This is a genomic window from Psychromonas algicola, from assembly GCF_004378355.1.
In the GTDB taxonomy this organism is placed as follows: Bacteria; Pseudomonadota; Gammaproteobacteria; order Enterobacterales; family Psychromonadaceae; genus Psychromonas.
Map to the genome: position 1 here is coordinate 21351 of NZ_SNUB01000024.1, position 17685 is coordinate 39035.

The 17685-nt window shown below is 36.7% G+C and carries 18 protein-coding genes; 12 read left to right on the forward strand and 6 right to left on the reverse strand.

Going from position 1 to position 17685, the window contains the following annotated elements:
* Positions 1 to 159: 159 nt before the first annotated feature.
* Complete coding sequence (gene sodB / locus E2R67_RS11920) at positions 160 to 744, forward strand: superoxide dismutase [Fe] (protein ID WP_134291183.1); 585 nt, start codon at positions 160 to 162, stop codon at positions 742 to 744.
* A gap of 239 nt (positions 745 to 983) precedes the next feature.
* On the opposite strand, the gene cysZ is transcribed toward sodB, so the two are convergent.
* Positions 984 to 1769: a sulfate transporter CysZ gene (cysZ, locus tag E2R67_RS11925; protein ID WP_134291184.1), complete on the reverse strand. Its 786-nt coding sequence runs from the start codon at positions 1767 to 1769 to the stop codon at positions 984 to 986.
* 190 nt (positions 1770 to 1959) lie between these two features.
* Here cysZ and zipA point away from each other — a divergent pair, with 190 nt between their 5' ends.
* From zipA to E2R67_RS11940, 3 genes are all read left to right on the forward strand, one after another.
* Positions 1960 to 2844: a cell division protein ZipA gene (gene zipA, locus E2R67_RS11930; protein ID WP_134291185.1), complete on the forward strand. Its 885-nt coding sequence runs from the start codon at positions 1960 to 1962 to the stop codon at positions 2842 to 2844.
* A gap of 91 nt (positions 2845 to 2935) precedes the next feature.
* Positions 2936 to 4960: an NAD-dependent DNA ligase LigA gene (gene ligA / locus E2R67_RS11935; protein WP_134291186.1), complete on the forward strand. Its 2025-nt coding sequence runs from the start codon at positions 2936 to 2938 to the stop codon at positions 4958 to 4960.
* 31 nt (positions 4961 to 4991) lie between these two features.
* The gene (locus tag E2R67_RS11940) at positions 4992 to 5252 is read left to right on the forward strand and encodes a DUF5062 family protein (RefSeq protein WP_134291187.1); all 261 of its coding nucleotides are present in this window, start codon (positions 4992 to 4994) and stop codon (positions 5250 to 5252) included.
* A 96-nt stretch (positions 5253 to 5348) separates the two neighbouring features.
* Here E2R67_RS11940 and dsbB read toward each other — a convergent pair whose 3' ends face one another.
* Positions 5349 to 5879 carry a disulfide bond formation protein DsbB gene (dsbB, locus tag E2R67_RS11945; protein WP_134291209.1) on the reverse strand — a complete coding sequence of 177 codons (531 nt, stop codon included), beginning with the start codon at positions 5877 to 5879 and terminating at the stop codon, positions 5349 to 5351.
* A gap of 211 nt (positions 5880 to 6090) precedes the next feature.
* On the opposite strand from dsbB, the gene fadR reads away from it, so the two are divergent.
* From fadR to serS, 6 genes are all read left to right on the forward strand, one after another.
* A complete protein-coding gene (gene fadR / locus E2R67_RS11950) occupies positions 6091 to 6819 on the forward strand; it encodes a fatty acid metabolism transcriptional regulator FadR (protein WP_347876782.1) in 729 nt (242 codons plus the stop codon).
* 58 nt (positions 6820 to 6877) lie between these two features.
* Positions 6878 to 9424: a DNA translocase FtsK gene (locus E2R67_RS11955; RefSeq protein WP_134291188.1), complete on the forward strand. Its 2547-nt coding sequence runs from the start codon at positions 6878 to 6880 to the stop codon at positions 9422 to 9424.
* Between the two features lie 3 nt (positions 9425 to 9427).
* Complete coding sequence (gene lolA / locus E2R67_RS11960; RefSeq protein ID WP_134291189.1) at positions 9428 to 10042, forward strand: outer membrane lipoprotein periplasmic chaperone LolA; 615 nt, start codon at positions 9428 to 9430, stop codon at positions 10040 to 10042.
* Positions 10042 to 11370, forward strand: coding sequence for a replication-associated recombination protein A (locus tag E2R67_RS11965; protein WP_134291190.1), 1329 nt, complete (start codon positions 10042 to 10044; stop codon positions 11368 to 11370). Before lolA ends, E2R67_RS11965 begins: the two co-directional genes overlap by 1 nt.
* A gap of 80 nt (positions 11371 to 11450) precedes the next feature.
* On the forward strand, positions 11451 to 11837 hold the full coding sequence (gene crcB / locus E2R67_RS11970) for a fluoride efflux transporter CrcB (protein ID WP_134291191.1): 387 nt from the start codon (positions 11451 to 11453) through the stop codon (positions 11835 to 11837).
* 8 nt (positions 11838 to 11845) lie between these two features.
* Positions 11846 to 13132, forward strand: a complete 1287-nt coding sequence (gene serS / locus E2R67_RS11975; RefSeq protein ID WP_134291192.1) for a serine--tRNA ligase — start codon at positions 11846 to 11848, stop codon at positions 13130 to 13132.
* Positions 13133 to 13213: 81 nt separating this feature from the next.
* Here serS and E2R67_RS11980 read toward each other — a convergent pair whose 3' ends face one another.
* The 4 genes from E2R67_RS11980 to E2R67_RS11995 all read right to left on the reverse strand — a co-directional run bounded on the left by E2R67_RS11980 (position 13214) and on the right by E2R67_RS11995 (position 16555).
* On the reverse strand, positions 13214 to 13417 hold the full coding sequence (locus E2R67_RS11980; RefSeq protein WP_134291193.1) for a YaeP family protein: 204 nt from the start codon (positions 13415 to 13417) through the stop codon (positions 13214 to 13216).
* A 157-nt stretch (positions 13418 to 13574) separates the two neighbouring features.
* Positions 13575 to 13991, reverse strand: a complete 417-nt coding sequence (locus E2R67_RS11985) for a SulA-like leucine-rich domain-containing protein (protein ID WP_134291194.1) — start codon at positions 13989 to 13991, stop codon at positions 13575 to 13577.
* A 318-nt stretch (positions 13992 to 14309) separates the two neighbouring features.
* Positions 14310 to 15500, reverse strand: a complete 1191-nt coding sequence (gene purT / locus E2R67_RS11990; protein WP_208379520.1) for a formate-dependent phosphoribosylglycinamide formyltransferase — start codon at positions 15498 to 15500, stop codon at positions 14310 to 14312.
* A gap of 131 nt (positions 15501 to 15631) precedes the next feature.
* Positions 15632 to 16555 (reverse strand): phospholipase A, encoded by a 924-nt coding sequence (locus E2R67_RS11995; RefSeq protein WP_243837011.1) that lies wholly within the window; start codon positions 16553 to 16555, stop codon positions 15632 to 15634.
* Between the two features lie 269 nt (positions 16556 to 16824).
* Between E2R67_RS11995 and E2R67_RS12000 the strand changes: the two genes are divergently transcribed.
* Both E2R67_RS12000 and E2R67_RS12005 read left to right on the forward strand, forming a co-directional pair.
* The gene (locus tag E2R67_RS12000; protein WP_134291195.1) at positions 16825 to 17241 is read left to right on the forward strand and encodes a GNAT family N-acetyltransferase; all 417 of its coding nucleotides are present in this window, start codon (positions 16825 to 16827) and stop codon (positions 17239 to 17241) included.
* A gap of 41 nt (positions 17242 to 17282) precedes the next feature.
* Positions 17283 to 17630, forward strand: a complete 348-nt coding sequence (locus E2R67_RS12005; RefSeq protein ID WP_134291196.1) for a SpoIIAA family protein — start codon at positions 17283 to 17285, stop codon at positions 17628 to 17630.
* Positions 17631 to 17685 lie beyond the last annotated feature (55 nt).

A 17685-nucleotide genomic window follows, 5' to 3' on the forward strand; every position in this document is an offset into this window, starting at 1 on the left:
TCAGTACTAGACGTGCAATTTTAGTGTAAATTTGAGACTATTCTATCATAGATGTAAAATGATCTAGATCAATTTTTGTTGTGGATTTTTGTATGCAAAGAAAGTATAAATAGACTCAATAAAAAGAACATCCCCCCAGCCTTTATTAGGAGAATTAAAATGGCTTTTGAATTACCAGCATTACCATATGCAAAAGACGCATTAGAACCACATATTTCAGCTGAAACTTTAGACTTTCACCATGGTAAGCACCATGCAACATATGTTGCTAAACTGAATGGTTTAGTTGAAGGTACTCCTCTAGCTGAAAAATCTTTAGAAGAAATCATTAAAACTTCTGAAGGTGGTATTTTTAACAATGCTGCACAAATCTGGAACCACACATTTTACTGGAACTGTTTAGCGCCAAATGCTGGAGGCGAACCAACTGGTGAACTTGCTGCTGCAATCAATGCAACATTTGGTTCATTCGCTGAATTCCAAGCTGCATTAAACGATAAAGCAGTTAATAACTTCGGTTCTTCATGGACTTGGTTAGTTAAAAAAGCTGACGGTTCATTAGAAATCGTAAATACTTCAAATGCAGGAACGCCATTAACTGAAGCAGGTACTACACCACTTTTAACAGTTGATTTATGGGAACATGCATACTACATCGATTACCGTAACGTGCGTCCTAACTACCTTAACGGTTTTTGGGCATTAGTTAACTGGGAATTTGTTGCTAAAAACTTCGCTGCATAATTTAAGTTAATCTCGGTATTAAAAAAGCCCATCATGATGTAATCAGATGGGCTTTTTTTATGTGTGTTAAATGAGTTTTTAAGATTCAACCAATTTATACCAATCATACTAATTAACTGCTCTATTTTACTTGTTAAAATGACTTATTTCTTTGTTATAAGTTTCATAAAGGAAACAACCCTTTACCTCAACTTATGCCTTGAACTAAGTCATTTTTATTGCGCAAAATTTAGAACACATTATTTAATGTAATTGGTATTACTTGGATCGGGTAATGCTTGAGCTTTATAGATATCAACCCATGCTGCTGTTGCGCCACATACCGCGATTGGCATAATAATAAAATTGATAACAGGAATACTTGTACAAAAACTAACGATCATACCAAAGGTAATATTTTTGCCTAATTTAGTGGCCAAGACTTGTTTCATTTTAGCAAATGAGACTTTGTGATTATCAAAAGGGTAATCTGCATATTGAATTGCCATCATCCATCCTGCAAAAATAAACCAAATGATAGGTGCGATAGTTTGTCCAATTACAGGTATTAAAAATAACAATAAGCAACCTATTATACGTGGAATAAAATAAAGCCACTTTTGACATTCTCGTTTAAATATACGTGGTAAATCTTTAAATAAATCAGCAAAGCTATCATCGTTAATGGATGAGTTGGTTAATAAGTTTTCTGTTTTTTCTGCTAACAAACCGTTAAAAGGTGCGGCGATAAGGTTGGCTACGGTTGAAAAAATAAAGGAAAATGAGAACAAAATTGACACAATAATAATTGGCCACAAAATATAAGTAAGCCAACTTAAAAATGAAGGTACTTGATCCATATAGCTTTCAATCCAACCAGTAATACTAAAAAATAAAAAACTAAATGCGCTTGCAAATATCACTATATTAATAAGTAGTGGGATAATCACAAAAACGCGAAGCTTAGGATGGCTCAGCAATTTTGCACCTTTAAGTAAGTATCCAATGCCAGATAAAGGTTGATTGATAAAATTTTCAGAGTTCATATTCATGCCTTGTTATTGATCTATAAAGTAATATTACCTTGTAAAAAGGCTATATAGGGTAATTAATTGGCTCTTTTTTAAATTCTATAACAATTTTGTAAAAAATAGTGGGCAAATGATAGACGCAAAGCGCGATACAAGGTAATTTACTCATTATAAAATTGTTTATCATGACTCAAGAGAATCAATAATGCAGAATTTCCAACCTATTCTTATTGCAATTGGCATTTTAGCTATACTCGGAGTATTAATTCATGGTTTTTTAATTAGTAAAAAAGAGCAAGAATCAGTACTTCCAGAGGAATATGAAGATTTAGAAGAAGATCCAACAGAAAGTAACGAAGAGCCTTACGTTACTATGGTGGAAAGCGACGTTGATGCAATGGAGTTTTATGGGATTGCTAGTCAAGAAGACGACGAGGATCTAGAAAGTTTTGATATTTCAATTAATGACGATAATGTCATAGACGAAGATGATTCCAACATCGACGAGCAAGATATGCTTATCGATGCAGACACTTTATTAACTGATAGTGAAGTGGCTGATAAAGATTTTGATGAGGTTAGCACGAAAAGTAATACCATCGGCAGTGAATTAGAAGATGAAGTTGCAACAGAGGAAGAAGTCTTAAACGACCCTGAGCAAATGTCCTCAATTGAAGAGCCTACAGATATTTTTGTATTTAATGTGGTAGCACGTGATGGCTCTAAATTAGGTGGACATGAATTATTGCAATTCTTTTTAACTTCAGGTTTCCGTTACGGTCATATGAACATTTTCCATCGTCATGAAAACTCTGATGGTACTGGTGAAGTCTTATTTAGTATTGCTAATATGATGGCACCAGGAACCTTCGATTTAGACTCAATGGAACAATTTCAATCCCAAGGCATTTCATTTTTCCTAACGGCTCCCAATGACAAGATTGATATTAAAAAAGCATTTGATCTTATGTTACGTGCAGTGGTACAAATTGCAGATGAATTTCATTGTGATGTATTAAATGAACAACGCGGTACATTAACAGAAGCACAATTTATAGAATATCGCAGTCGTCTATTACAATATACCTAATACTCGTTTAGGTGATGTGAGACTGCCTCCTAAAAAAGCCTCGTTTACGAGGTTTTTTTATTAGTAGAATGAGATAAAAAAGTGAAAAAATATGACAGATAAACAATTAACAGCAGAACAACAAGTACAACAATTTAGCGAGTTATTAGAAGAGTATAATTATCAATATTACGTACTTGATGCGCCTTCTGTTCCTGATGCTGAATACGATCGTATTTTTAAACTGCTTAAGCAATTAGAGACAGAGCATCCCGAATTATTATCCGCCAACTCACCAACACAAAAAGTGGGTGGAGCGGCCTTATCTAAATTTGAGCAAGTGACGCATCAATTACCAATGTTGAGTCTAGATAATGTATTTGACTCTGCTTCGCTTGATGATTTTATGCAACGCGTGATCGACAAATCTTCATTAGCTGAAACTGCTTTTTGTATTGAACCTAAGCTAGATGGTTTAGCGGCAAGTATTATTTATGAGAATGGATTATTAGTGCAAGCGGCAACTCGTGGTGATGGTTTAACCGGTGAGAATGTTACTGAAAATGTAAAAACGATTGCCAATTTACCCTTGAAGCTTAGAGGCGACAATATTCCTGCTGTGTTAGAAGTTCGCGGTGAAGTCTTTATGCTTAAAGAAGGGTTTAATAAATTAAATGCAGGCTTAGTAGCTGCAGGTGAAAAACCATTTGTTAATCCTCGTAATGCTGCTGCTGGTAGTTTACGTCAACTAGATTCTAAAGTTGCAGCAAACCGGCCACTTGCTTTCTATTGTTACGCAGTTGGCGTGTTTGATGGGGATCTTGCTGATAGCCAATACCAACGTATCGAACAACTTAAATCATGGGGCTTACCTGTTTCAAGTGAAGTAAAACGTGTTGTTGGTGAAGCTGCTTGTCATGAATTTTACGATAGTATCTCTGAAAAAAGATCATCATTAGCCTATGAAATCGATGGAGTGGTTTATAAAGTCGATGATATTAGTTTACAAGAAGAGATGGGGTTTGTTTCTCGCGCGCCGCGATGGGCAACGGCTTATAAATTTCCAGCTGAAGAAGCGGTCACAACCGTTGAAAATGTTGAATTCCAAGTAGGGCGAACAGGTGCAATTACTCCAGTTGCTAAACTCAAACCTGTTTTTGTAGGTGGAGTAACGGTTTCTAATGCAACTTTGCATAATAAAGATGAAATCGAACGTTTAGGTATTTTAATTGGTGATGTCGTCGTAGTTCGTCGTGCTGGTGACGTGATCCCACAAGTTGCGCGTGTTGTTGTAGAGCAGCGTGATGCTAATAAAACGTCTGAAATTGTATTTCCTGAAACTTGTCCCGTTTGTGATAGTAAAGTCGAGCGCATAGAAGGAGAGGCTGTTACACGCTGTACAGGTGGGTTATATTGCGAAGCGCAACGTAAACAAGCGATTAAACATTTTGCATCGCGTAAAGCATTAGATATTGATGGGCTAGGTGACAAGCTAGTCGATTTATTGGTTGATCATAATATGATCAAAGACCCATCGCAGTTATTTTCCTTAACTACGCAGCAACTTTCTAGTTTGCCTCGTATGGGTGAAACCTCTGCGAAAAAACTAGTGAATAGTTTGCAGGTCAGCAAAAAAACAACACTAGCGCGTTTCTTATATTCTTTAGGTATTCGCGAAGTCGGTGAAACAACCGCTGCTAATTTAGCGAAACATTATAAAAAATTACCAGCGATACAAGAGGCAAGCATCGAGTCACTAAAAAGTGTTAGTGATGTAGGTGAAATTGTCGCCAAGCATTTATATTATTTTTTCCGTCAAGATCATAATTTAGAAGTGGTTAATCAATTATGCGATGCCGGCATTCATTGGCCTGTCATAGAAGAAGTTGATGATAGTGAATTAGTATTGCTAGGTAAAACCTTTGTGATAACCGGTAGCTTTGATGCGATGTCTCGTAATGATATTAAAGCCGCATTACAGGCGCTAGGCGCAAAAGTATCGGGAAGTGTCTCTAAGAATACCAATACGTTAGTTGCTGGATCGGCTGCAGGCTCTAAACTTGCTAAAGCAACCGAGTTAGGTATTGAAATACTAGATGAAAGTGGTGTACTCGCATTATTGGGTAAAACAGAATAATTAACTTATTAGTACATATTAAGGCGGTCATATGAAAAAGATTAAAAATGAATCTCAATTGTTACAGCATGCGACTAAGCTTGGCACAGCTTATGCCCTTAAAAGAGGATACGTTGGTATTGACAGCACGACTTCCGCTAAGGATAAACAAGAATGTATTTACCGTTTATTAGTACAAGATAAACTGATCAATCCATTGAATGAAGCAGATGAAAATACCGCTAATATTCGTCATAAATTGGTTGTGTGGATAATGAAAAACCTACCGGCTGATCATTCTCTTTTACAATAATCACTCGTTGTTAATTCTTCTTGTGAAGATTATGAGGCGGGGTAGTAGAAAATAGATAAAAGCCAATGCCGTTGGCTTTTATCGACTAAAGATGATTTATAAAATCGCTGAGTTAGATTTTTTAGGCAGCATGGCTGTGATAGCGACAACAACAAATAAAACTAGGTAGATTACAAAACATACAATTAACCATTGTGGCATTGAATAACCAAAAAATTGCCACACAATATCAGCACAATCGCCAGTTGGGTTAAATAACCAAGGCACCATTTCATGTAATGGTAACCAAGTAGGGAAGTTAGGGAAGAAGTCGCAGGTTGCAAAAGGAGAAGGATGCAGTTGATAGTGGACATGTTCGTTGGCTAACATTAATCCCCAAACTGCCCCGACTGCCCAAACCGCGAAAGCAATTAAACGAATAAATAGGTTTTGAGGAGCAATTGCTCCAATTAAACCCGCAGCAACAATGGCAAGCATGGTAAGACGCTCATAAATACACATAACACAAGGCTCTAAATTCATTACGTGTTGAAAGAAAAGGGCGCATAACTCTAAGACTAATGCACTACTTGCAAGTAATAACCAAGAAGAGCGTTGTAGCGATAACTGTTTTAAGTTTGAATAAATGGAAGAGTTCAAAATTGTTTCCTTAAGGAGTTTATTAATCTACTAATACTTTACCGCTTAAATGTTTAAAATAAAAAGACTATTAATGAGTTAACTGAAAATTAGTTGATATTGATTGTGAAGAAAGTCACATTTGTTTGTTTGCTTATACTGTTTTTACAAACAGCAAGCTTTGAATAGAACGAATATGATAATATAAGGTCATATGTTATTGGAAAGTCAAAATAAAATGATAATGAAAGCGAAAGGTCCTGCCGACGTTGCAGAACAATACCTTATTGAATCGATATGGAACGGAACGATCCCTATTCATTCTGATTTACCTGCAGAACGATTTCTAGCAGATAAAATAGGCGTAACGCGTACCACCTTGCGTGAAGTATTACAGAGATTATCAAAAGAAGGGTGGATAACCATTCGCCATGGTAAAGCAACCAAGGTAAATGATTTTTGGGAAACCTCTGGCTTAAACGTATTAAGTACATTAACGCGCTTAGACAATGAACGTCGTGGCGACTATATTGATCAATTAATGTCAGTACGTACTAACATTAGTACTATTATTTTACGTATGGCCGCTAAACATAACAGCAAAAGTGTTATAGAGTTTTTAGAAAACATTCCCTCAAGTGATGCAAGTAGTGCTGTATTTACTGAGTTCGATTATCGTTTTTACCATCATGTTGCAGTGTCATCTAACAACATGATTTATGTATTGATTTTAAATGGCTTACAAGATTTATATCGTAAAGTCGGTACATTTTATTTTTCTAACAGTGAAGCTAAATTAATTGCACTGTCATTCTATGCAGATATCAAAGCTGTATTTGAAAAAGGTGACGGGCAACAAATCATGCAAATAGTACGGGACTCCGCATTTGCAAGTGGGAAAATATGGTTACGTTTACGTGATCAATTACCTGAAAACTTTTTAGATTAAAATAGCTTCTTTTATTTACCAACATGCCATCGTGCATATTTATAGTTAGGGTACTTTTTTGTCAGATACCAAATTGTTAAACCACCTCTCTGGGGTGCAAAAATTATCAGAAGTAGGCATTATTGTTAGTGCGTTTGTTGCTATCTTTATTGTGTTATCACTCTCCACCTTTTCACCTGTTGACCCAAGTTGGTCACAGCAGCAATGGGTTGCCGATATTGAAAACTCAGGCGGTCGCGTGGGAGCATGGGTCGCCGATATCTTATTTTATGGGTTTGGTTTTTTAGCTTATTTAATTCCTGTGGTGATTGTCAGTGTTGCATGGGCCATTTTATGGAAGCCAAATTTTAGCTTCAATATCGATTTCCTTAATTTAAGCTTGCGAATTGTTGGCTTTATTTTCACCTTCTTTAGTTTAAGCGCACTCGCAGCTATTAATATTAGTGACTATCACTATTATCCGTCTGGCGGTTTAGTGGGAGATATTCTCGCACAAAGTATGTTAAGTTTTTTCAGCCTATTAGCAGTTAACTTAATTCTATTAACTTTCTTAGTGTCTGGTACCACATTATTGTTTGGTTTTTCATGGATCCGTTTAATTGATGGCCTTGGTGACTTCACGATAAGAGCGGTGACTTGGTTAATTAATTTACCCAAAAAATTGAAAAGCCATAAAGAAGAAAATGCTGAAATCAATGCAGAGAAAAACCAGCAACGTCAACTTGAGAAAGAACAACGCTTATTAGAAAAAGAGCAAATTAAACAAGAAAAACTGGATAAAAAATTAGAGAAGCAAGCGCTTAAAGAGCAAAAGAAATTAGATGCGTTAGCTAAAAAAGAAAACAAGAAAAACAAAGATGAAGAGCAAGACGAAACGCCAATGATCGACTTCTCAAGCCCATCTGAGCAAGATTCAGATATTTTCAGTGGTGATACCTTTATCGGTAAAGATGAAGTCTTACCTGAATTAAATGAAGATATTATTGATTGGGAAGGGGCGAGTGAAGAAGTCGAGGGCATTCAACAAAAAAAGTCAGTGACTAAAAATGACTTTTCGCATTTACCTGAACACGCGCGTCCAACGGAAAGGTTTGTTGCTGATCAAAATATAGATCCATTACCAAGTATTGAGTTATTAGATAGACCAGATAAGAAAATTAATCCTATTTCTCAAGAAGAATTAGATACGGCAGCGCGCTTAGTTGAAGCTAAACTACTTGAATTTAAAATCAAAGCTGATGTTGTGAATGTATTGCCGGGACCCGTGATTACTCGCTTTGAGTTGGATCTCGCACCAGGCATGAAAGTGAGTACAGTGAGCAGTCTAGAAAAAGACTTAGCTCGAGCATTGTCTGCAATGAGCGTGCGAGTGGTTGACCAAATACCAGGTAAGTCAGTGATTGCATTAGAGTTACCTAACAGGCATCGTGAAATAGTTTATATTTCAGAAGTACTTGATTGTAAAAAATTCAATGATAATAAATCGCCTTTAACCATGGTGCTAGGCGCTGATATTTCAGGTTTACCTGTGGTGGTTGATTTAGCCAAAATGCCACATCTTCTGGTTGCTGGTACAACGGGTTCAGGTAAGTCTGTGGGCGTAAACTGTATGATAGTCAGCCTATTATACAAATCTGCTCCAGAAGATTTACGTATGATCTTAATTGACCCCAAAATGCTTGAGTTAAGTGTTTACGAAGGTATTCCACATCTCTTAACAGAAGTGGTCACTGACATGAAAGATGCTGCTAATGCATTGCGTTGGTGTGTCGGAGAAATGGAACGTCGTTATAAATTATTAGCTGAAATAGGCGTTCGTAATTTAGCAGGTTATAACTCGGCAATTAAAAAAGCCAAAGCGGCTGGTGAACCGATTTTAGATCCGTTATGGAAACCAGGCGATAGCATGGCTGAAAGCGCTCCAGAATTGGAAAAATTACCAACTATCGTCGTAGTGGTTGATGAATTTGCCGATATGATGATGATTGTTGGTAAAAAATGTGAAGAGTTGATCACGCGTATTGCACAGAAAGCTCGTGCGGCGGGAATTCACTTAATTCTAGCCACACAGCGCCCATCGGTTGATGTCATTACAGGTTTAATTAAAGCCAATATTCCAACGCGTATTGCCTTTCAAGTATCAAGTAAAATTGATTCTCGCACCATTCTTGGTCAACAAGGTGCTGAAACCTTATTAGGTCATGGTGATATGTTATATATGCCTCCGGGTGTGGGGGTGCCAACGCGTGTTCATGGTGCCTTTGTTGACGATCATGAAGTCCATAAAGTGGTCGCTGATTGGAAAAAACGTGGTCAACCTAATTATGTAGAAGAAATTTTAGCCGGCGATGTGGATATGGACATGCTTTTACCTGGTGAACAGGCTGAAGGGGATGAAGAAATTGATCCATTATTCGACGAAGTAGTTGGTTTTATTACAGAAACCCGTAAAGTATCGATCTCAAGCATACAGCGTAAATTCCGTATTGGTTACAACCGCTCTGCACGTTTGGTTGATCAATTACAAGCTCAAGGCGTGATCACCGCACCATCGGGTGCAAATAGTAACCGTGAAGTACTTGCTCCACCTCCAATTAAGGATTAAAGAATGAAAAGAAGTGTTATCGCTTTCTTATGTATTTTAGTGTCATCAGTTCAAACTGTTATTGCACAAACTGATAGTGAACTTTTACAAAGTAAATTAGCTAAAGTAGACGTTATTCAAGCTGATTTTAAGCAACAAGTGATTAATCCTGAAGGGCGACTTATTCAAGAAAGTACTGGGCAATTAACTATTTCTCGCCCTGGTAATTTCTATTGGCAAGTTCAACAACCTGATGAAGAGCTTATTGTTTCTAATGGTAGCAATATTTGGCTATACAGCCCATTTATCGAGCAAGTAACGATCATGAACTTTGTGGATGCCGTTGATGGTACTCCTTTTGTTTTATTGTCTGGTGCAGATGCCTCACAGTGGAAAAACTTCGAAGTTACAAAATTTGATAATCAATTTATTGTTAGTAACAAAAACAATATTGATAATAAAACCAAATTTACTTTTATCTTTGATAAGAACGACAATATTAATGAATTTAGAGTAGAAGAAAGTCACGGACAAGTGAGCTTATTCAAGTTAACGCCTAACCAAAAAAGTAAAAAGCTAAGCAGCGACTTATTTGAATTCAAAATACCTGAGGGTGTTGAGATAGACGATCAACGCTAATGCAAGATTTATTCGCCGTTGATAATCAATTTAAACCTTTGGCTGCGCGCATGCGGCCAAAAAACTTTGACCAATATATCGGTCAATCACATCTTATTTCCAAAGAAAAACCACTACGTAAAGCGTTAGAGTCTGGCTTTGCACATTCAATGATTTTATGGGGCCCACCAGGAACCGGTAAAACAACGTTAGCAGAGTTAATTGCAGAATATTGTAATGCACACGTCGAACGTTTATCTGCTGTGACTTCTGGCATTAAAGAAATACGTGCCGCTATTGATGTTGCTAAACAAAATCAAGCTGCAGGGCGACGCACACTTTTGTTTGTTGACGAAGTACATCGCTTTAATAAAAGTCAGCAAGATGCATTTTTACCTTATATCGAAGATGGCACTTTTTTATTTATTGGTGCGACCACCGAAAACCCTTCCTTTGAACTAAACAACGCTTTGTTATCACGTGCGCGTGTATATTTATTAAAAAAACTGACTGAACAAGAAATTGTCGCGGTTATCAAACAAGCTTGTGAATCACAGGATGGATTAGCAGAGCACAATATTGAGTTTGAACAAGGAGTGTTAGATAAACTTGCGCAACTTGTACAAGGTGATGCACGTAAAGCCTTGAACTACCTAGAACTATTAACTGATATGGCGATCCCTAATCAGCAAAAATTGGTGATTGATACTTCATTGTTAATGGAAATTGCTGGTCGTGAAGGCGTGAGTTTTGATAAACAGGGCGATCTGTTTTATGACTACATTTCAGCCTTTCATAAGTCAGTACGTGGTTCAGATCCCGACGCAGCTTTATATTGGTATGCAAGAATGCTCGCTGGCGGTTGTGACCCTCTATATGTGGCTCGGCGCTTATTAGCCATTGCCTCTGAAGATATTGGCAATGCCGATCCTCGCGCAATGCAAGTCGCTATGTCTGCATGGGATTGTTTTACACGTATTGGACCTAAAGAGGGCGAGAGGGCGATTGCACAAGCTGCCGTTTATTGTGCTTGTGCTGCTAAAAGCAACGCGGTTTATAAAGCCTTTGCTAAAGCCAAACAAGCAGTTGAAGCTTATCCTGACCTTGAAGTGCCGTTGCATCTACGTAATGCGCCAACTGAATTAATGAAATCGTTAAATCATGGTGAAGGTTACCGTTATGCCCATGATGAAATTGGCGCCTACGCAGCTGGAGAAGTTTATTTACCTGAAGCCTTAGAGGGAATAGAATTCTATGAACCGACTGAGCGTGGATTAGAAAAACAGATTTCAGAGAAATTACAGTATTTAAAAAATTGTGACCAGCAGAGTCCTAATAAACGTTATTAATCAGATTAGCAGTTACGTTAATAAAAATAATAAAAGTTTAAGCTGCTGCAATCGCTAACATTTATAAATAGAGAATTATTATGAATAATATCATGCTCAATATTGGTTTAGTGGCTTGTGGGGGGGCATTTGGTGCAACTTTCCGTTATTTAATTGGGATTGGCATAGTTAGTCTCTTTGGAAAAGGTTTTCCTTTTGCTACACTTACGGTTAATGTAATTGGCTCGCTGATCATGGGTTATATTTTTCAGTTAGTTCAGCAAGGCACCTTGGGTAGTTCCAATTGGTGGCCATTAATTGGCGTGGGTTTTTTAGGTGCATTAACCACATTTTCATCATTCTCTCTGGATAGCTTATTGCTGATCCAACAGGGAGAATTATTTAAAGCGCTGTTAAATGTGGCATTAAATGTAGTGGTATGTCTGCTTGCAGTCTACCTAGGTACTTTATTAGTTTTGAAAAGTTAGGGAATAAAATGTTAGACGCAAAGTTTTTACGTAATGATATTGAACAAACTGCGGCGTTATTAAAAAAACGTGGTTATGAGTTAGATGTAAGTTTATTGAGTGGATTAGAAGAAAAAAGAAAATCGCTACAGATCTCTACTGAAAACTTACAATCAGAGCGTAATACTCGCTCCAAAGATATCGGTCTAGCGGCTAAACGCGGCGAAGATATCAAACCATTACGTGAAGCAATGAATGAACTTGGAGAGCAATTAGAAAGCTCAAAAGAAGAGTTAACATTGATTGCAGAACAAATTAAAACAATTTCAGATATGGTACCTAATTTACCACATGAATCTGCACCAATCGGTAAAGATGAAACTGAAAATGTAGAAATATTAACTTGGGGCACACCGAAAAAATTTGATTTTGAAGTTAAAGATCATGTTGAATTGGGTGAAGCCTTAGGCGGTTTAGATTTTAAATCAGCGGTTAAAATCAGCGGTTCGCGTTTTATCGTGATGCAAGGTCAAATTGCTAAATTACATCGCTCATTAGCGCAATACATGCTTAACCTTCACACTAACGAACATGGTTATACAGAAATGTATGTCCCTTATTTAGTGAATGCAGATAGTTTGTATGGAACCGGACAACTGCCTAAGTTTGGTGAAGATTTGTTTAACACTAATCCAGCAACGGAAGAAGGTGTTGGCATGTCATTAATTCCAACCGCAGAAGTGCCATTAACCAATATGAGTCGTGATGTGATTTACGATGAAGCTGATTTACCGATCAAAATGACTGCACATACTCCTTGTTTCCGTAGTGAAGCGGGCTCTTATGGTCGTGATACGCGTGGACTAATTCGTCAACATCAGTTTGATAAAGTTGAAATGGTACAATTAGTTCATCCAGATAAAAGCTTTGAAGCATTAGAAGAGCTAACAGGCCATGCAGAGCAAGTACTTAAGAATCTAGAATTACCTTACCGTAAAGTAGTTTTATGTACTGGTGATATGGGCTTTAGCGCAACCAAAACTTATGATTTAGAAGTGTGGTTACCAGCGCAAGATACTTATCGTGAAATCTCATCTTGTTCAAACGTGGGTGATTTCCAAGCTCGCCGTTTACAAGCTCGTTTCCGTCGTGCTGGCGCGAAGAAGCCTGAGTTACTACATACACTTAATGGCTCTGGTTTAGCGGTTGGCCGTACCTTAGTTGCTATTTTAGAAAATTATCAATGTGAAGATGGTCGTATTGAAGTACCTAAAGTATTACAACACTACATGGGCGGATTAACGCATATTGGTTAATCGTTTAAATTAACTTATACACATTAAAAAAGGAGCCTAGGCTCCTTTTTTAATGTCTGGGATTTACATGATTAGTACGAGCTAATCATTATCATTGTAATCGCTTAATACTAGGTTCGCTGCAGCAAAAGCTGCTGATTCTCTGGTCGCTTCTGGTAATGAAGGATCGTTAGCTATTTGATCTAATGTTTTAATGGCACAGGTTATTGCTTTAGGCACATAAGCAGCATCGCCACTACCAATCAAGTTAATTAATTGTTTTGTTTTATCACTGTATGGGTACATATTCACCTTCTATTATCCAAGTCTCAAATCCATTGCATTCATATTGATAGTAACCAGTAAAATGGTCTATGCCAATGAGTATCATTGAACAACATTAATAAACACTGATACGCATCAATTGATATTATGTTGTGACACTTATAAAAACTAAAAAGGCTTATTGCTTACAGTAAATAAAGCAGCTTGTGTTTGTTGATTTAGCATCAGCTTCAATGGTTAAACGCGTTTGTTCTGAGACTTCATTTAACCAAGTGACAACTGTACAGTAGTTATTACTTTTTAGGAGAGTAGAAAGGAGAGCAAGGTTATCATTTACTTTGCTTGAATCTATCATTAATACTCGGCTTTTATCGATCCCTGCTTGTTCAAAGAAAGCTGTATTTGGTTTACCAGGAGGAGCAAGAAACAATATCCAGCCCTGATCTTCGCCATTCTGTATATAATCTAACAAGGCTTTATAATCATTTTGTTGGTAATGCACATTAACTAATTTATTTGTCGCAATTGATTTTGCTTCGAAATCATTTAACAAACATGGACTAGCTTGTGTTGCTTTAATTACTGTAGATAACATATAAATAACCTGTATGAATAAACACTGTATAAACCAACAGTATTGGTATTTGGAGCAATAATCAAGCTAAATTTCAATTTTTTGTGCGTTTTTTGTGTTTTGTGCTTATTTGTTGAACTATTTTGGTTTTTTTTAGCTAAATAGAAAAGGATAAAAAGTTTTTTAATAAGAGGTATAAACAGAAAGTTAAACTCAAAAAGCTTTAAAGTAGACATAAAAAAAGCAGTACTGTTTTCACAATACTGCTTTTTAGTCTTTCTCATTCTTATAAAAAATTAAGTGATGAGAAGCTGAATGATGGAAATTGAATTAATTTGTTTAATAATTGATTTTAACAGCACGACTTACCGATTTTGCATTCTCGATCGCTTCTTCTATATTTTCACCACGAGCAATAGCAACGCCTAAACGACGGCCACCGTTAATATTCGGTTTTGCAAATAAACGTATTTGCGCACCAGCCACTTTACCTAACGCATTACCCACATTTTCAAATTGAATATCTTGAGAGCTGCCATTTCCTAAAATCACACTAGAAGCTGAAGGGCCGTATTGTGTGATTTTTCCAATAGGAAAACCTAAAATAGCGCGCACATGCAAAGCAAATTCAGATAAATCCTGTGAAATTAAAGTGACTAAGCCTGTGTCGTGTGGGCGAGGTGACACTTCGCTGAAATATACTTCATCACCTTGTACAAAAAACTCCATCCCGAATAAACCAAAACCACCTAATTCAGTCACTACCTTGGTCGCAATCTCCTGTGCTTTTTGTAATGCCGCTGCAGACATGACTTGTGGCTGCCATGACTCACGGTAATCGCCGTCTTCTTGACGATGTCCAATAGGTGCGCAGAAGTGAACACCATCGATGGCACTGACTGTTAATAGAGTAATTTCATAATCAAAAGGCACAAAACCTTCAATAATAATTCGGCCTTCGCCTGTACGGCCGCCTTCCTGTGAGTAAGTCCACGCCTTATCTAAATCAGCATCGTTTTTTACCACGCTTTGGCCCTTACCTGAACTGCTCATCACTGGCTTAATAACACAAGGTTGGCCGATTTCTTTTACTGCTTTTAAGTATTCTTCTTTAGTATCTGCGAAGATATAAGGAGACGTTTTTACAGCTAAAGTTTCAGCAGCTAAACGTCGAATACCTTCTCTGTCCATAGTCAATTTTGTAGCGCGAGCAGTGGGAACAATATTAAAACCCTGTTGCTCCAATTTTAATAACGTATCCGTAGCAATGGCTTCCACTTCTGGAATGATAAAATCAGGTTTCTCTAAGCGGATAATTTCATCTAAACGATCGCCGTCTAACATGCTCACTACATGAGAACGATGTGCAATTTGCATCGCAGGTGCGTTGGCATAGCTATCTGCTGCGATAACTTCGATACCAAACCGTTGTAGTTCAATGGCAACTTCTTTACCTAACTCGCCTGAGCCTAATAATAATGCTTTGGTTGCGCTTGCTGATGTTGCTGTGCCTAAAATTGAAAGTGTCATGACATTCACTCTTATATGGATGAAAGGAAGATAACTAAATAAATCATTAAATAACCGAATTCTACTAGATAATCAGATAGGCGTTCATTGATTAATTAAAATAAACCACCTTTTTATAAGCGCAAAAAAGCCTATAAAAAATCATTAATGGAAATACCTATGCCGATTGTATTGGTGTAAACATTGTATTCAATCAAACTATTACCGTAACCAGAAAAGACTTGAACATAGCCTCTCACATTTTCGAATAATGGAAAACTCAATGATGCTTGAACGGAACCTTTGCTAAATCCACTTTCTATATTATTACGACTGATAATAGCAAATACACGATCCGCATTTTTATAAACCAAGGTCATTTGCCCGTGGCCATAATAATCTAGCAAGTCAGGATTATCGTCATCTGCTTCTGATTCTTCAATACGATACCAAGGGATGATTGCTATCGCTACATTTTCTTTACCAAATACAAAGCTACTATTTAAACGATTCCAACTACGAGAAATGGGTTCTGAACGGCCATTTGATTGGTGTACAAACCCCATCGAGATCCCTTTCAAGTACCAGTTTGAATGGAGTTCTTTATTAACATTCCATCTCAAAAATAGCTCTGGCTCATAATTCGTTTCACGAAAAGGTGAAGATCCTTCAGTATTATAACCTTGCCAGAATGAGGTTTGTGTATATGCAACGTAACCTGAGATAGGTAAGTGTCCAATATGATGAATCAAAGGAACTTTAAAACTTATTTGATATTTAATTTCTGTTTGTTGTGTATTACTTAAATTTTCTGAATCTTGATAAAATGAATAACCTTTGAGCTTATCATTAAAATTAAATGGCAATAAATAAGTTGGCTTATGCGGTATTAATGAAAATTTAGACTCTTCAACCTTAGTTTCATCATCCAAACGTTGATCAATAGCACTCACAATAGGTTGTTCATTAAGTTTAGTTTCCTCTTCAGTTACTTCCTTGATGTGATTTATTTCAGAGAAAGCAAGGGGACTAAACATACAAATAAATAAAATTGAAATGTAAAAAATAACGCGCATGATAATGCCCTTAAAAACGAGAGTAAATAATAAGTTTGGATTCTAACAGATAATCAACCTGGTGAGGACTAAAAAGGATTGTTGAAAGTTTTGTATTAATTAATGACAAAACAAAATTATTTATGCAGTAGTACTTTAGGGTGTTACCGTTTAGCATTTATATAAAGCGTTTAAGAAGGATTTAGTCTTTTCTGCTTTAGAGTCTATATAATTTTAAAAACGTGTTCAGGTACTCAATAGACATCCGCTATGAAAATAGGAAAACTAAAATGACTCACACTATTCGTGCAGTTAAAAAGTCTGATGCACTACAAATAAACGAAGTTTCACAACATATTGGCTATTCTCAATTGTCAGACGATGAAGCTTATGAAAAACTTGATTTCTTAATTAACCCTTCTCAAAATCGTGTTCATATTGCAGAAGTCGATGGAAGAATTGTTGGTTGGATACACATTTTCTATGCGCCCAAGTTAGCATCAGAATCTTTCTATGAAATTGCTGGTTTAGTGGTTGCGCCTGAATATAGAAATGAAGGTGTCGGTCGAAGTCTGGTTGATTACGTTCTTAGACTCTTTAATGCCAAATTTCGTGTCCGCTGCAATGAAAACAGAATTGATGCTCGCCAGTTTTACGAGTCAATTGGCTTTAAAAATAATAAAATCCAGTACATATTTGATAGATAACAACAGCATCCTGTAAATAAAAAATAATTAGTGAGAATGTAATGCACCAAACTAAAAGCTCTGCAAGCCCTTATCTTTATGAGATTAAGATTGATAATGGATACAAATTAACTTCCCAAGATGTTAAAGAATTTATTAGAGAAGTCGCGCAAGGTGTCGCTGTTTATGGATATACGCCTAGTATATTGATGCTTTCAGCATCATCTTATGAGCACTGGGAATCCCTTTCATTGCTATTGAAAGTGATGGATACAGGTAAGTTAGCGATTTGTAGCGATGATGAAATAGATACGGTTATTGAAAATTTATCCGCTTTGTTTTCTGCGATTGAAATTAAAGCCTTTAGGAAATCAGCTTCAAAAGAAGCAAAAGAATGGATAATAGGGTAATTACAAAAAGCTCAGTAATTAACTGAGCTTTTAGATGTAAATAATAGATTAAAGA

Bases quoted from the DNA above. Each gene is read 5' to 3' on its own strand.
- E2R67_RS12000 (WP_134291195.1), top strand. From the start codon at position 16,825: ATGACTCACACTATTCGTGCAGTTAAAAAGTCTGATGCACTACAAATA.
- purT (WP_208379520.1), bottom strand. From the start codon at position 15,500: ATGACACTTTCAATTTTAGGCACAGCAACATCAGCAAGCGCAACCAAA.
- E2R67_RS11980 (WP_134291193.1), bottom strand. From the start codon at position 13,417: ATGTACCCATACAGTGATAAAACAAAACAATTAATTAACTTGATTGGT.
- E2R67_RS11965 (WP_134291190.1), top strand. From the start codon at position 10,042: ATGCAAGATTTATTCGCCGTTGATAATCAATTTAAACCTTTGGCTGCG.
- E2R67_RS11995 (WP_243837011.1), bottom strand. From the start codon at position 16,555: ATGCGCGTTATTTTTTACATTTCAATTTTATTTATTTGTATGTTTAGT.
- E2R67_RS11940 (WP_134291187.1), top strand. From the start codon at position 4,992: ATGAAAAAGATTAAAAATGAATCTCAATTGTTACAGCATGCGACTAAG.
- E2R67_RS12005 (WP_134291196.1), top strand. From the start codon at position 17,283: ATGCACCAAACTAAAAGCTCTGCAAGCCCTTATCTTTATGAGATTAAG.
- sodB (WP_134291183.1), top strand. From the start codon at position 160: ATGGCTTTTGAATTACCAGCATTACCATATGCAAAAGACGCATTAGAA.
- ligA (WP_134291186.1), top strand. From the start codon at position 2,936: ATGACAGATAAACAATTAACAGCAGAACAACAAGTACAACAATTTAGC.
- cysZ (WP_134291184.1), bottom strand. From the start codon at position 1,769: ATGAACTCTGAAAATTTTATCAATCAACCTTTATCTGGCATTGGATAC.
- lolA (WP_134291189.1), top strand. From the start codon at position 9,428: ATGAAAAGAAGTGTTATCGCTTTCTTATGTATTTTAGTGTCATCAGTT.
- crcB (WP_134291191.1), top strand. From the start codon at position 11,451: ATGAATAATATCATGCTCAATATTGGTTTAGTGGCTTGTGGGGGGGCA.
- zipA (WP_134291185.1), top strand. From the start codon at position 1,960: ATGCAGAATTTCCAACCTATTCTTATTGCAATTGGCATTTTAGCTATA.
- E2R67_RS11985 (WP_134291194.1), bottom strand. From the start codon at position 13,991: ATGTTATCTACAGTAATTAAAGCAACACAAGCTAGTCCATGTTTGTTA.
- serS (WP_134291192.1), top strand. From the start codon at position 11,846: ATGTTAGACGCAAAGTTTTTACGTAATGATATTGAACAAACTGCGGCG.